Annotated in this window: 12 protein-coding genes; 4 read left to right on the forward strand and 8 right to left on the reverse strand. The window is 65.7% G+C overall.

The window, feature by feature from the left end:
• Nucleotides 1-340 precede the first annotated feature (340 nt).
• The 4 genes from QX041_RS31660 to leuB form a co-directional block, all read right to left on the reverse strand.
• Complete coding sequence (locus QX041_RS31660; protein WP_315715882.1) at nt 341-1,282, reverse strand: ABC transporter substrate-binding protein; 942 nt, start codon at nt 1,280-1,282, stop codon at nt 341-343.
• A gap of 135 nt (nt 1,283-1,417) precedes the next feature.
• The gene (locus tag QX041_RS31665) at nt 1,418-2,458 is read right to left on the reverse strand and encodes an ABC transporter permease (protein WP_316167787.1); all 1,041 of its coding nucleotides are present in this window, start codon (nt 2,456-2,458) and stop codon (nt 1,418-1,420) included.
• Nucleotides 2,459-2,462: 4 nt separating this feature from the next.
• Nucleotides 2,463-3,974 carry a sugar ABC transporter ATP-binding protein gene (locus QX041_RS31670; RefSeq protein WP_316167789.1) on the reverse strand — a complete coding sequence of 504 codons (1,512 nt, stop codon included), beginning with the start codon at nt 3,972-3,974 and terminating at the stop codon, nt 2,463-2,465.
• Nucleotides 3,975-4,383: 409 nt separating this feature from the next.
• A complete protein-coding gene (gene leuB, locus QX041_RS31675) occupies nt 4,384-5,496 on the reverse strand; it encodes a 3-isopropylmalate dehydrogenase (RefSeq protein WP_316167791.1) in 1,113 nt (370 codons plus the stop codon).
• A gap of 275 nt (nt 5,497-5,771) precedes the next feature.
• Here leuB and QX041_RS31680 point away from each other — a divergent pair, with 275 nt between their 5' ends.
• Nucleotides 5,772-6,968 carry a YbfB/YjiJ family MFS transporter gene (locus QX041_RS31680; protein ID WP_316167793.1) on the forward strand — a complete coding sequence of 399 codons (1,197 nt, stop codon included), beginning with the start codon at nt 5,772-5,774 and terminating at the stop codon, nt 6,966-6,968.
• Nucleotides 6,969-7,131: 163 nt separating this feature from the next.
• Here QX041_RS31680 and QX041_RS31685 read toward each other — a convergent pair whose 3' ends face one another.
• The 3 genes from QX041_RS31685 to QX041_RS31695 form a co-directional block, all read right to left on the reverse strand.
• A complete protein-coding gene (locus QX041_RS31685; RefSeq protein ID WP_316167794.1) occupies nt 7,132-7,914 on the reverse strand; it encodes a molybdopterin-dependent oxidoreductase in 783 nt (260 codons plus the stop codon).
• A 14-nt stretch (nt 7,915-7,928) separates the two neighbouring features.
• Entirely contained in the window at nt 7,929-8,582 is a 654-nt protein-coding gene (locus QX041_RS31690) for a cytochrome b/b6 domain-containing protein (RefSeq protein ID WP_315750598.1), read from the reverse strand.
• A gap of 201 nt (nt 8,583-8,783) precedes the next feature.
• Complete coding sequence (locus QX041_RS31695) at nt 8,784-9,338, reverse strand: fasciclin domain-containing protein (RefSeq protein WP_315750597.1); 555 nt, start codon at nt 9,336-9,338, stop codon at nt 8,784-8,786.
• Nucleotides 9,339-9,820: 482 nt separating this feature from the next.
• Between QX041_RS31695 and QX041_RS31700 the strand changes: the two genes are divergently transcribed.
• On the forward strand, nt 9,821-10,189 hold the full coding sequence (locus QX041_RS31700; protein ID WP_316167795.1) for a hypothetical protein: 369 nt from the start codon (nt 9,821-9,823) through the stop codon (nt 10,187-10,189).
• 12 nt (nt 10,190-10,201) lie between these two features.
• Here QX041_RS31700 and QX041_RS31705 read toward each other — a convergent pair whose 3' ends face one another.
• Complete coding sequence (locus tag QX041_RS31705; protein ID WP_315750595.1) at nt 10,202-11,389, reverse strand: DNA topoisomerase IB; 1,188 nt, start codon at nt 11,387-11,389, stop codon at nt 10,202-10,204.
• A 378-nt stretch (nt 11,390-11,767) separates the two neighbouring features.
• Between QX041_RS31705 and acs the strand changes: the two genes are divergently transcribed.
• Nucleotides 11,768-13,720 (forward strand): acetate--CoA ligase, encoded by a 1,953-nt coding sequence (gene acs, locus QX041_RS31710; protein ID WP_315715872.1) that lies wholly within the window; start codon nt 11,768-11,770, stop codon nt 13,718-13,720.
• A gap of 228 nt (nt 13,721-13,948) precedes the next feature.
• Nucleotides 13,949-14,443, forward strand: a complete 495-nt coding sequence (locus tag QX041_RS31715) for a L,D-transpeptidase (RefSeq protein WP_409998633.1) — start codon at nt 13,949-13,951, stop codon at nt 14,441-14,443.
• The last annotated feature ends 20 nt before the right edge of the window (nt 14,444-14,463 follow it).

The raw sequence follows: 14,463 nt of genomic DNA on the forward strand, positions 1-14,463 counted from the left end.
TTGGCGGAGGCCGACTGATCAAGCGGAGGAGATTGAAATCGCGGGCGAAATAAGTTCTTCGCCGCGAAGGGAATAGAGCCACGGGACGAGCGGCAACCTCCGTCAATCGCCATCGATCGCACCCGAGAGCTGATCTGATTTGCCCGACGAGCAGTCGCGACAAGCAAGCGTGCGAGTTGGCTACTCCGTCATGCCCGGGCTTGTCCCAGGCATCCACGTCCTTCCCAGGATGCCTCGCGACGTGGATGGCCGGGACGAGCCCGGCCATGACGACGCGGAGATGGACCGCCGCAAACTCAGATCATCATATGCGATCGCCCGGCCCGACCTCGCACCGGTCTCAATCGTACAGCACAGCCGCGATCTTCGCGTCGGTGATGTTGGACTTGTCGTACCAGTAGAAGCCGGTGTCGGTGACCTTCGGCAGCTTCTCGCCCTTCAACGCCTTGACCGCTGACTCCACGGTGCAACTGCCGATGCCGATCGGGTTCTGGGTGATGGCGCCGGCCATCTCGCCCGACATGATCGCGGCCTTCTGCTGCTTGCCGGAATCGTAGCCGATCACGACGATCTTCTTCTTCATCTCCTTGACGCCGTTGAGCACGCCGATCGCCGAGCCCTCATTGGCGCCGAAGATGCCCTTGAGATTCGGATTGGCCTGCAGGATCGACTTGGTGATCTCGGTCGATTTGAGCTGATCGCCGCCGCCATACTGCACGCTGACGATCTTGATGTTCGGATGCTTGTCCTTGATGCGCTTGAGGAAGCCGTCGCGACGGTCGATGCCGGTGCGGCTGGTCTGGTCGTGCACGACGACGGCGACGTCGCCGGCATCGCCGATCATGTCGGCCATCTTGTCAGCGGCGAGGCCCGCCGCGGCGAGGTTGTCGGTGGTGCAGGTGGTCAGCGGAATGTCGCTGTCGACGCCGGAGTCGAAGGCGATCACCGGGATCTTGGCGGCTTGCGCCTTCTTCAGGAGCGGAATGGCGGCCTTGGAATCGAGCGCGGCGAAGCCGATCGCCTGCGGCTTCTTGGCGAGCGCCGCGGAGAGCATGTCGATCTGCTTGTCGACCATGGCCTCGGTTTCCGGCCCTTCGAAGGTGATCTTGACGTTGGCGGCCTTCGCGGCCTGCTCGGCGCCGAGCTTCACCGCCTGCCAGAACTGGTGCTGGAAGCCCTTGGAGACGAGGGGGATGTAGACATCATCGGCACGCGCGCTCGCGGACACTCCCGCGACCATGAGGGCGCCGAGCGCGACGCCGAGGAGATGCTTGCTCAACATTGGTGTTTCCTCTGCTCTCTTCAGTGACCTTGTCGTTACAGTGATGATCGTGGTCGTCGCCGCTCGCTGTCGGCGGGCAGCGCAGTCTTCGGCGCGACGTCGGAGCGGTGCTGGTCGCTGGTCCTCCTTGAAGGGTCAGGCGCGGTTTCGACGGAGCATGTCGGCGTAAACAGCGAGAATGATGATGACCCCGGTGACGACGAATTGCCATTCCTGGGCCACCGAGAGGATGCGCAAGCCGTTGGTCAGAACGCTCATGATGAAGGCCCCGATGATGGTGCCGAGAATGGTGCCGGTGCCGCCGCTCAGCGACGTGCCGCCGATCACGACGGCAGCGATCGCATCGAGCTCATAGCCCTGGCCGAGCGCCGGCTGGGCGGAGTTGATGCGCGACGCGATCAGCAGTCCCGCGACTCCGCAGATGGCGCCGCCGAGGCCGTAGATGATGATCTTCCAGCGGTCGACATTGACGCCGGAGAGCCGCACCGCCTCCTCGTTGCTGCCGATCGCGAAGGTGTAGCGGCCGAGCGCGGTGCGGTTGAGAACGACGGAGGCCAGCACCGCCATCACGAACAGGATCAGGGCTGCATTGGGAATCGGCAGCGCCGGCACGAGCGTGCCGAGCAGCGAGTCCTGCGAGATCATCGAGAAGTTCTCGGTGTTGGTGAAATAGATCGGCTTGCTGCCGGAGACGACCAGGGCCAGCCCCTTCAGCACCAGCATCATGCCGAGCGTCGCGATGAACGGCGGCACCTTCATCTTGGTGATGACCGTGCCCGACAGCGCGCCGCTGAGCGCGCCGGTCACGATCGCCGCGACGATGCCGGTCCACATCGGCAGCTCCCAATAGGTGAGGAACACGCCGGCCATCACCGCGCAGAAGGTCATCAGCGTGCCGACCGACAGATCGATGCCGGCGGTGATGATCACGAAGGTCGAGGCGATCGCCAGCACGCCGTTGACCGCGGTCGCCTGCAGGATGTTGATCATGTTGTCGGTCTGCATGAACGCCGGCGACGCGAAGCTGAAATAGACCAGCAGCAGCACGAGGCTCGCGAACGCCAGCAGCTTCTGCAGCGCTGCGGGCCCGAGCAGACGGCGCCGCAGCGCCGCCATCGCGCCACTCGGCGCGAGGCCATCCTTGACCTGATCATTGACCAATGCGGGGTCGCTCATGCCGTCAGCCTGCCTTCATGGTTTCGCGCTGGGTGGCCAGCTGCATGATCCGCTCCTGCGTGGCCTCGTCCGGCGACAATTCGCCGGTGATGCGGCCCTCGCACATCACGACGATGCGATCGCTCATCCTGATCACCTCGGGAAGCTCCGAGGAAATCATCACGATCGCCTTGCCCTGGTCGGCCAGCGCGCGCAGCAGGCGGTAGATCTCGTTCTTGGCGCCGATGTCGATGCCGCGGGTCGGCTCGTCGAAGAACAGGATGTCGCAATCGCGATCGAGCCATTTGGCGATCACGATCTTCTGCTGGTTGCCGCCGGAAAGCAGGCGAACCTGCTGCGACGCCGAAGGCGTGCGGATGTTCAGCATCCGGATGAAGCGGCCGGCGGTGTCGCGGATCGCGCGCTTCCTGAGCATGAACTTCATTGCAAGGTAGTTCGCGAGGTTCGACATCACGACGTTGGACTCGACGTCCATGCCGGTGGCGAGGCCGAAGCGCTTGCGGTCCTCGGAGAGATAGCCGATGCCGTGGGCGACCGCATGCGCCGGCGAGCGGATCGTCACCTTGCGATTGTCGACGAGAATATCGCCGGACGGAACGGCGTCGGCGCCGAAGATCGCGCGCGCGACCTCGGTGCGGCCGGCCCCCATCAGGCCGGCAAAGCCGAGGATCTCGCCCTTGCGCAGGGTGAAGCTGACGTCGCGGACCAGCGGCCCGCAGTTGAGCCCGCGCACCTCCAGCGCGATCGCGCCGGCGGGCTGCGTGCCCGCGACGCGCGCGTCGCCCAAGGTGCGGCCCACCATCATGCCGATGATGGTCTCGATCGTGGTGGTCTCGGCCGGCACCGTCGCGACATACTCGCCGTCGCGCAGCACGGTGACGCGATCGGCGATCTGCTTCAGCTCGTCCATCTTGTGGGAGATGTAGACGATGCCGACGCCGCGTGCCTTCAAGGCGCGGATCATCTTGAACAGCTCGGCGATCTCGCGATCGTTCAGCGCGGCGGTCGGCTCGTCCATGATCAGGACGCGCGAGTTGAAGGACAGCGCCTTGGCGATCTCCACCATCTGCTGCCTGGCCACCGTCAGCCCGCCGACTGTCGTGCGCGGGTCGATCGACAGATTGAGCTGGGCAAGCAGCTCGGCCGCCTGCCGGTTGAGCCTGTCCTCATCGAGCAGCAGCCCGAACGCCTTCATCGGCTCGCGCCCGATGAAGATGTTCTGCGCCACCGTGAGGTGGTTCATCAGTTGCAGCTCCTGATGAATGATGCCGATGCCGGCGGCCTGCGCCTCGCGCGGTCCTGGAAAATCGACGCTGGCGCCGTCGTAGATGATCTCGCCGGAGTCCTTGCGGTAGACGCCGGCGAGGATCTTCATCAGGGTCGACTTGCCGGCGCCGTTCTCGCCCATCACGGCATGGACCTCGCCGGCGCGCAGCTCGAACCTGACATTGTGCAGCGCCCGGACGCCGGGGAAGCTCTTGCACAGCCCGTGAACGGAGATGAGCGGCGCAGTCATGCGTCAGCGTTTGTGGTGAGGGAGGTTGCGTACAATCGCCACGGGGCGGTGGTCGCGACATTGGCGACGACACCATGCACGGCGAGCGACATATCGCATCGCAAGCGCGATCACATTCATCCTCCCCGGCCCTCGCACGCATCATGTCGAACGCGTGCGAGCCCGCGTCCATTCAATGGCGCGGCGTTGGGGTCAGGCTATTCATCCGGGGATGAAAGTCTATAGGTAAAATCGACAGGCCTTGCGATGCGCCTGCAGGACGCGACCGCGGAATAGCGACGACGCGCCCGGTGGCGCGATCGAACACGTCGTGCGTTGAATTTGCGCTATCTCGACAACGACGGTGAGCCCCCCCTCCCCCTTGCGGGGAGGGGAGTGCCCCTTCGGCGCGGCGGAACCTCGGCTCCGACTACGCCGTGAGCTTCTCCAGCTCCTTGATGATCGCCTCGCCCATCTGCGCGGTCGAGGCCGGGGTCGAGCCTTCGGCCTTGATGTCGGCGGTGCGCAGGCCCGAGCCGAGCACGGCGGCGATGGCGGCGTCGAGCTTGTCGGCGAGCGCGCCCATGTCGAAGGAGTAGCGCAGCGCCATGCCGAACGACGTCAGCATCGCGATCGGGTTGGCGAGACCCTTGCCGGCAATGTCCGGCGCCGAGCCGTGCACCGGCTCGTACAGCGCGCGGCGCTTGTGGGTCTTGGCGTCGACCTCGCCGAGCGAAGCCGACGGCAGCATGCCGAGCGATCCCGTCAGCATCGCCGCGATGTCCGAGAGCATGTCGCCGAACAGATTGTCGGTGACGATGACGTCGAACATCTTCGGATACTTGACCAGATTCATGCCGCCGGAATCGGCGAGCTGGTGCTCGAGCGTGACGTCCTTGTATTCGCGATTGTGGACCGCGGTGACGACCTCGTTCCAGAGCACGCCCGACTTCATGACGTTGCGCTTCTCCATCGACGTCACCTTGTTGCGGCGCTTGCGCGCGAGGTCGAAGGCGACGCGGGCGATGCGCTCGATCTCATAGGTGTCGTAGACCTGGGTATCGACGGCCCGCTTCTGGCCGTTGCCGAGATCGGTGATGGTCTTGGGCTCGCCGAAATACACGCCGCCGGTGAGCTCGCGCACGATCATGATGTCGAGGCCCTCGACGATCTCGCGCTTGAGGCTGGAGGCATCGGCGAGCGCCGGATAGCACACGGCCGGACGCAGATTGGCGAACAGGCCGAGATCCTTGCGCAGGCGCAGCAGGCCCGCCTCGGGGCGGACCTCATAGGGAACGCCGTCCCATTTCGGACCGCCGACGGCGCCGAAGATGATCGCATCCGCAGCCTTGGCCTTGTCCATGTCGGCTTCCGAGATCGAGACGCCATGGGCGTCATAGGCGGCGCCGCCGACCAGACCCTCCTCGGTCTCGAACGAGGCCAGCCCCTTGGCGTTGAGCCAGCCGATCAGCCGCTTCACCTCGGCCATCACTTCGGGGCCGATGCCGTCGCCGGGCAGCAAAAGGAGCTTCTGGGTCGCCATGGTCGTTGTCCTCACGGGGCTTGTCATGCCGGGGCCTGAGCCCGGACATCCGTCATCTTTTGGTTGGATTGCCGGCTCGCCCCGATGGGTCGGGGACAGCAGCCCGGCAATGACGAGAGTTGCAAAATCGGCGGAGTGCTAAAGCGCTCCTGCGCGGTTGGCAAGCCACCATTGCCGCCGCCCGCCTTCTGTCGCGCCGGGCAAGGCTGTACTGTGCTCGAAACTGGCGGCCGAGCAGCATGATTTGCCGGATATGCGCCACGCCGGAGCATGTCTTGCCGATCTCCCGTTCCGATCCGCCGCCGGCCCACCCGGCGCTGACCAACCTCACGCTGTCGCTCGGTCCCATCATCGGTCTCGGCATCGGCCGCTTCGCCTATGCGCTGGTGCTGCCGGACATGCGCGACACGCTGCACTGGTCGTATTCGGCGGCCGGCTTCATGAACACGGTCAATGCCGCCGGCTATCTGATCGGGGCGTTGATCGCCGCGCAGACGGCCCGGCGGTTCGGCGGGCTGACCGCGGTGCGCGGCGGCACGCTGGCGGCTTTGGTCTCTCTCGTCGTCTGCGCCATGACGGGCGACTTCATTGCGCTCAGCCTGGCGCGGCTCGTGACCGGCATCGGCGCCGGCGTGGCGCTGGTGGCCGGCGGCGCGGTGGCGGCGCGGGTCGCCTTGGCGCGGCCGGCGCAGGCGAGCTTCGTGCTGAGCCTGTTCTATGCCGGGCCGCCGCTCGGCATCGTCATCTCAGGCCTGATCGCGCCGTTCGTGCTGCAGGCGTTCGGGCCCGGCTCATGGTGGATCGTGTGGGCGGTGCTCGCAGGCGCCGGCGCAATGCTGATCGTGCCGCTGCTGCTGATGCGGCTTCCAGCGAACGCCGCCATGCCGGAGACGCGCGCGGACCGCGTCTCGCTGCGGCCGATGGCGATCTATCTGTTCGGCTACTTCCTCTACGGCGCGGGCTACATCGCCTATCTCACCTTCATGATCGCCTATGTCCGCGACCTCGGCGGCGGCGCCGCGGCGCAATCCGGCTTCTGGTGCCTCATTGGCCTCGCCGGCTTCACCACGCCCTGGGTGTGGCGGCGCGTGCTGGCGCTCGATCGCGGCGGCTGGCCCACCGCCCTCATCCTCACCATCAACGCGATCGGCGCCGCCCTGCCCTCGCTCAGCCATTCGCCCGTCATGCTGACCTTGTCGGCCGCAGTGTTCGGCATCGCGTTCTCGACGGTGACGACCGCGACGACGGCCTTCGTGCGCTTCAACCTGCCGCAAGCCGCTTGGCCGCGCGCGATCGCGGCGCTGACCATCTCGTTCGGCATCGGCCAGACGCTGGGTCCGTTCGCGGTCGGCGCGATCACGGATGCAATGGGAAGCCTGACCTATGCGCTGAATGTGTCGGCGGCGCTGTTGCTGTTGGGCGCGGCAATGGCGGCGCTGCAGGGGAAGTTGAAGCGCGCCGATCGAGCCTGATCGACGGTGTCGTCCCTGCGAACGCAGGGACCCCTACCGCGGACGCTATCGAGGGATCTGCTGGTAGTTGCCTGCCTCATCACGGCCGGTGGTTATGGGTCCCTGCGTTCGCAGGGACGACAGCGGATATTGCGGCCGCTATCCGGGCTCGATTGGCGGGAGATCAACTCCCGCTGAACGAATTGTACCCCTGGTCCTCCCAGTAGCCGCCCTTGTAGTCGTTGGTGACTTCCATCGCGACGACGTATTTGGGGTTCTTGAAGCCGAGCTTGGTGGGCACGCGGATCTTCATCGGGTAGCCGTAGGCGCGCGGCAGGATCTGGTCGGCGAACTTGAAGGTCATCTGGGTCTGCGGATGCAGCGCGGTACGCATGTCCAAAGGCGAGTTGTAGCCGTCCTTGTCGGCGCAGTTGAACCAGACATATTTCGCACGCGTGTCCGCGCCGATCAGCTTGAGGAAGTCGCGCAGCGGCGTGCCGGTCCAGGAGCCGATCGCGCTCCAGCCCTCGACGCAGATGTGGCGCGTGATCTGCGTCACCTGGGGCAGCGCGTGCAGCTCATCCAGCGTCCACGACTTCTTGTTGTCGACGAGGCCGCGCACCTCGAGCTTCCAGTCGGCGGCGTCGATCTCCGGCGCCTCGTCGAGCGTGTAGTAGGCATTGAACGGGAACGGCTTGGTGATCGCGCTCTCCGGGAAGGTCGGCGCCAGCGCATCCGGATTGAACATCCAGGCCTGCACCGCGTCGTTGAACTTCGAGACCTTCTTGAGCAGCTCCTCGGCGGTGTCGCCGTCGACGACGTCGCAACCGGCGAGCAAGGTCAGCGCGCCGAGGCTGGCGCCGCCGGTGATGAAGCGGCGCCGCGTGAGATCGGGCATCACCTTCAGCGAGTCCTTGATCAGGAGCCGTTTGTCGACGCCGGGAATGAGGAACGGACGTTTCGCCATGGTTGTCTCTCCTCTCAGCGGCCGATGATCATCGCGCGCAGGCTCTTCGGCACCAGCAGCGCGAGCAGGATGTGGATCACCAGGAAGGCGCAGATCAGCGCCATGCAGACGAAATGGACGTAGCGCGCCGCCGGATAGTCGCCGAACAGGCTCACCAGCCAGTGCAGCTGCACCGGCTTCCACATCGACAGGCCCGTGAGCACGACGACGATGCCGACGCAGATGATGCCGAGATAGAGCAGCTTCTGCACCGCGTTGTAGACGGTGAGGTCGTCATGGGCGAGCTTGAAGGTCAGCGCGGCCTTGAGGTCGGCGACGACGGACGCCGGCGAGATCGGCAGCAGCTTGCGGCGGAACCGGCCGGTGGCGAGACCGGTGACGAGATAGGCAAGGCCGTTCAGCATCAGCAGCCACATTGCCGCGAAGTGCCACAGCAGCGCGCCGCCGAGCCAGCCGCCGAGCGTGAAGCTGCGGTCGAAGCGGAAGTCGAACAGCGGCGAGGCATTGTAGATCTGCCAGCCCGACATGATCATCATGATCATCGCGACGGCGTTGATCCAATGCATGACGCGCACCCAGGCCGGCTGAACGACCTTGGTCGCGACTCCGGTTACAGCTCCCCCGGTGGCCGCGAGGGTCGAGGGGGCGCTGGTGGTGGCGCTCGTCATGGCGGTCGGCTCCGTCGCTTGCATTCGTCACGCCAATTATACGCCGGCTCGGCGGGCTCCGTTACACCGCGGCGCCGATCAAAACGATACGCAGAAACTATCGCGTTCACAAAAAAGCGAGCCGGGGGGTGGCCCGGCTCGCTCCTGGTCACATCCGCGAGGAGGAGGAAGAAACGGATGTGTCCGGTGTCGCGCCGGGCCTCAGGACGCCGGCATCAGCACGGTGTCGACCACGTGGATGACGCCGTTCGACTGGTTGACGTTCGGGATCGTCACCATCGAGGTGCCGCCCTTGGCGTCAACGATCATGACGTTCTTGCCCTCGCGCTTGACGGTGAGCTGCTCGCCCTCGACCGTCTTCAGCATCTGGCCGTCCTTCAGGTCGGACGCCTCGAGCTTGCCGGGCACGACGTGATAGGTGAGGATCTTGGTCAGCGTCGCCTTGTTCTCCGGCTTGACGAGGCTGTCGACGGTGCCGGCCGGCAGCTTGCCGAACGCGGTATTGGTCGGCGCGAACACCGTGAACGGACCCTTGCCTTCCAGCGTCGGCACGAGGCCGGCGGCCTTCACCGCGGCGACCAGCGTCGTATGATCCTTCGAGTTGACCGCGTTCTGCACGATGTTCTTGGACGGATACATCGCCGCGCCTCCGACCATCACGGTCTTCTCCTCGGCGCGCGCCGGCGCGACGAAGGTCGAGGTCAGCGACAGCGCGCTGAAGGCGGCGGCAGCGAGAAAGGCAATGCGCTTGGACATGGGTAGCTCCCTATGAAAGGCGGCGGCAGAGCCGCGTGATGAGTTCGACTGCGACACCGATGCTGATCTTGAGCGGATGTGCTCTTGCGTCGTGTCAGGCCGAGCTACGCCGCGTTCGGAAGCGAGTTTCGGCGCATAATTTAACGTGATCCGTGAAACCTGCGGCGATCGAGATCGTCTCGCCGACTCATTGAACGAGATCCGCGCCGCAATGTCGCAGCCTGCTGCGAACTGATCAGCTCTCTGTCGGTCATTGGCCGACGCCGATGACCGATCATCGTCGCCATTAACTACAATGCGAGCCGAGCCCGGCCGAACCTGCCGAAAACATTGCGAGTAAGACTTTCTTAAGGTTGATTGGTCGGCACGGCGCCGGCTGCGGGAAGGGGATGTCCCGCACTGTCCGGCGCGATCGGCGGGGGTTTCCTACAGTGAACAGAACGATCTGGATTGCGGGGTTCTGCCTCGTGATAATCTGCTGCTTGCTTGCAACGAAGATGGTGCTTGCCGCGGTATCGCCCGGCGACATCGCGGGCGAAGCGACGTCGTCGCTGATCCGCGAGCCCATTCCCGGCGTTGATACGTTGAACGAGTCCGATCGCAGTTTCGAAACACCGCCGCTCGATCTCAACGAAGGCGCACGGCTGCCGCTGCTCTCGCGGGCCGTGCGCGCGGAGGGACGTGGTGCGTCGGCTGCCCGCCGCGCCAAGCCGGCCAGCAAGTCGACCGTGCTGCGGCCGGCCAAGCGCGAGGCCGCGCCGGTGAAGAGCGCGGCGGCGCCGTGCCGGCAGCTCGATCCGATCGCCCGCTTCCTTGCGTCGGCCAAGATCGGGCCGCGCTGCCAGGCTTGATGAATTGCGGCGTCAGGCCGAGACCGCCGTCACCACCTGCGCCAGCAATTGCTCGCGCCGCGTCTGCGAGCGCTGGCCCTTCATGGTGGCGGCGAAGCGTTCGAGGATGCCGTCCTCGAACGCCGTGACGATGGTGTCGTGCACGTAGCTCTTGCGGCAGATCGCCGGCGTGTTGGTGAGCTCGTCGGCGGCGGCGCGGATCGCTTCCAGGATCTGCTTCTTGCGGCCGCGCGCGCTCGCCGCCGGCGTGATCCGCGACAAGGTCTCCAGCGCCACGGCGGAGGCCATCAGCGTGCGGAAATCCTTCAGCGAGATCTTGATGCCGGCGATCTCGCGCAGGAAGGCGTTGACCTGTGTGGTCGAGACCGCGCGCACCACGCCCTGGGCGTCGCGGTATTGGAACATGCGACGGCCGGGCACGCCGCGCAAAATGCCGACGGCCCGCACCAGCTTGGCGGCGTCGCATTCCTTGCGCACGGCCTTGCCGCCCTTGGCCTTGAAGGTCAGCACCAGGGAGTCATCCTCGAGCGTGACGTTCGACTTCAACAGTGTGGTGGCGCCGCGCGTGCCGTTCAGCCGGGCATAGGACTCGTTGCCGGGGCGAATGGCCGTGCGCGCGATCAGCTCGATGACAGCAGCGAGCGCGAACTCGCGCGTCGGCTGGTCGCCGGCGAGATGTTTCGACACCGCGCGACGGATGCGCGGCAGCGCGCCGACCAGCTTGGCGAGGCGATGCGCCTTGCGATGCTCGCGCACCTTCTCCCAGTCGGCGTGATAGCGGTATTGCAGCCGGCCGGCGGCATCGACGCCAACCGCCTGCAGATGCAGGTTCGGATCGGGGGCGTAGCGCACCTCGCGATAGGCCGGCGGCACCGCCATCGCGTGCAGGCGGCGGATGGTGCCGGCGTGGCGGATCGGGGTGCCGTTGGCGCGGATGAAGGTATAGCTCTTGCCCCGCCTGATGCGGCGGATGGTCAGCGCGGTCTGGTCGCCGAGCTTCAGCCCGATGCGCTTGGCGAGTTCCTCGACCGAGGTCTTGGCATTGCCTTGCGCGTCGGCGGTCTTGGCGTGGGCCAGATCCTTCAAGCTCAGCTTGCGGCGCGGCGGCTTGGGCGGCCACTGGCCCAGCGCTTTCGCGAGCGCGACCTCGGGATCGGCCGGGCCGACCCGCGGGCTCTCGAAATTCTGCTGGTCCATCATTGCTTTAGACGCCCTGCCGTCGTTTTCATCCGCTCAATGCCCCGGAGTCCGGTTTGGTTCCGGCCGGGTTATCCACAGCTTCAAGGCGATTTAGGGCGTGACGGGCCGGATAGCGAGTCCCTAATTTTGGGCAAAGCGGTTTCAAAATACCGGTACGCGCCCCGATTCCGGGTAACCTTGATGCTGCAGACTGTAGCGACCTCCGAGGCGCAGCCGGCGCACGCAACCTCCGCGCACAATTCTTTGATCCTGCTCAGACCGCCTCCCCGCCGAAGGTCCTACTTGTCTTGCCTTGTCGCCGCCGGTTACGCGGACGCATAGTGGGAACAACGATGGCCTGCGCGGGATCGACGGCAGGCCGCATGTGGAGGGTGTGAAATGTCCGAGAAGATCTACGACGTTCCGGCCGAGTGGGCGAAACGCGCCTTTGTCGACGACGCGAAGTACCAGGAGATGTACGCGCGCTCGATCAAGGACCCCAACGGCTTCTGGGCCGAGCAGGCCAGGCGCGTCGATTGGGTCAAGGCGCCGACGAGAATCGAGAACGTCTCCTACGCACCCGGCAACATCTCGATCAAATGGTTCGAGGACGGCGTCCTCAACGCCGCCTATAACTGCATCGACCGCCATCTCGCCACCCGCGGCGACCAGACCGCGATCATCTGGGAAGGCGACGACCCCTCGCAGTCGAAGCACATCACCTATCGCGAGCTGCACGACGAGGTGTGCAGGATGGCCAACATCCTGCGCAACCGCAACGTCAAGAAGGGCGACCGCGTCACCATCTATCTGCCGATGATCCCGGAGGCCGCCTATGCGATGCTGGCCTGCGCCCGCATCGGCGCCATCCACTCGGTGGTGTTCGCCGGCTTCTCGCCGGACTCGCTCGCCCAGCGCATCAAGGACTGCGATTCCAAGATCATCATCACCGCCGACGAGGGCCTGCGCGGCGGCCGCAAGGTGCCGCTCAAGGCCAATGTCGACGCAGCGCTGAACAAGGTCGACAATGTCGACTGGGTCGTCGTGGTCAAGCGCACCGGCGGCAAGATCGAGATGAATCCGAGCCGCGACCTCTGGTACCACGAGGCCGCCGAGATGGTGACCACCGAATGCCCGTGCGAGCCGATGAATGCGGAGGATCCGCTGTTCATCCTCTACACCTCGGGCTCGACCGGCCAGCCCAAGGGCGTGCTGCACACCACCGGCGGCTATCTCGTCTACGCCGCGATGACGCATCAATACGTGTTCGACTATCACGAGGGCGACGTCTACTGGTGCACCGCCGACGTCGGCTGGGTCACCGGTCACAGCTACATCCTCTATGGGCCGCTGGCCAATGGCGCTGTCACGCTGATGTTCGAAGGCGTGCCGAACTATCCGGACAATTCGCGGTTCTGGAACGTCATCGACAAGCACAAGGTCAACATCTTCTACACCGCGCCGACCGCGATCCGCGCGCTGATGCAGGGCGGCGACGCGCCGGTGAAGAAGACCTCGCGCGCGTCTCTGCGCCTGCTCGGCTCGGTCGGCGAGCCGATCAATCCGGAAGCCTGGGAGTGGTATCACCGCGTCGTCGGCGACGACCGCTGCCCGATCGTCGACACCTGGTGGCAGACCGAGACCGGCGGCATCCTGATCACGCCGCTGCCGGGCGCGACCAGACTGAAGCCGGGCTCCGCGACGCGGCCGTTCTTCGGCGTCGTGCCCGAGATCGTCGATGCCGACGGCAAGACGCTGGAAGGCGCGACCGAGGGCAATCTCTGCCTCACCCGGTCCTGGCCGGGCCAGATGCGCACGGTGTATGGCGACCATGCCCGGTTCGAGATGACCTACTTCTCGACCTACAAGGGCAAGTACTTCACCGGCGACGGCTGTCGCCGCGACGCCGACGGCTATTACTGGATCACCGGCCGCGTCGACGACGTCATCAACGTCTCCGGCCACCGCATGGGAACGGCCGAGGTGGAAAGCGCGCTGGTTGCCCATCCCAAGGTGTCGGAAGCCGCCGTGGTCGGCTATCCCCACGACATCAAGGGCCAGGGCATCTACGCCTATGTCACCCTGATGGCCGGCGAGCAGCCGACCGAGGAGCTGCGCAAGGAGCTCGTTGCCTGGGTGCGCAAGGAGATCGGCCCGATCGCCTCGCCCGACCAGATCCAGTTCGCCCCCGGCCTGCCCAAGACCCGCTCCGGCAAGATCATGCGCCGCATCCTGCGCAAGATCGCCGAGGACGAGCCGGGCGCGCTGGGCGACACCTCGACCCTTGCCGATCCCGGCGTGGTCGATGATCTCGTCCAGCACCGGCAGAACCGCAAGGAGAAGCAGGCGTAAGCACGCCGTGCCCCGCGGGCGCCAAGCGCGTTCGCCGCAATCGTCAAGTCTCATCGCACTCCCGCGGCTGATTCCGCGGGAGTGTTGTTTTCAGGTCATTTACTCGCAGACGGAGTTTTCCTTTCCTCATGCGATCTGCGTGCTCCCGGCCGGGGAGCAGGCGCCGCGGAACCGGCTGAGGGGATGACCATGCGGACTGGGGCGGTCAGGCTGACAATGAAGGCGGCGATGCTGGCCGCGTCGGTGATCGGAACCATGGTCACGACGGCCGGCTCTGCGTCGGCCCGTCCCGAGTTGGTCGCCGTCGCCGGCGACTTTTCGCCGGGCACCATCGTCGTGAGGACCGGCGAGCGGAAACTCTATCTCGTGCTCGATGGCAGCCACGCCTTGCGCTACACGGTCGGCGTCGGCAAGGCCGGCCGGCAATGGGCCGGCACCACCAAGATCGACGGCAAGTACAAGAATCCGGCCTGGGCTCCGCCCGCCGACGTCAAGCGCGACAAGCCGGAGCTGCCGGACGTCATTCCCGGCGGCTCGCCGCGCAATCCGATGGGCGTTGCCGCCTTGACGCTCGCCGGCGGCGAATATGCGATCCACGGCACCAACGTGCCGAATTCGGTGGGCGGCTACGTGTCCTACGGCTGCATCCGCATGCTCAACCCGGATATCACCGACCTCTACGAGCGCGTGTCGATCGGCACGACGGTGGTGGTCACGCGCTGAGTCACCGCTGCGATACGCGA

The sequence above is a fragment of the Bradyrhizobium sp. SZCCHNRI2009 genome (assembly GCF_032485115.1).
GTDB lineage: Bacteria > Pseudomonadota > Alphaproteobacteria > Rhizobiales > Xanthobacteraceae > Bradyrhizobium.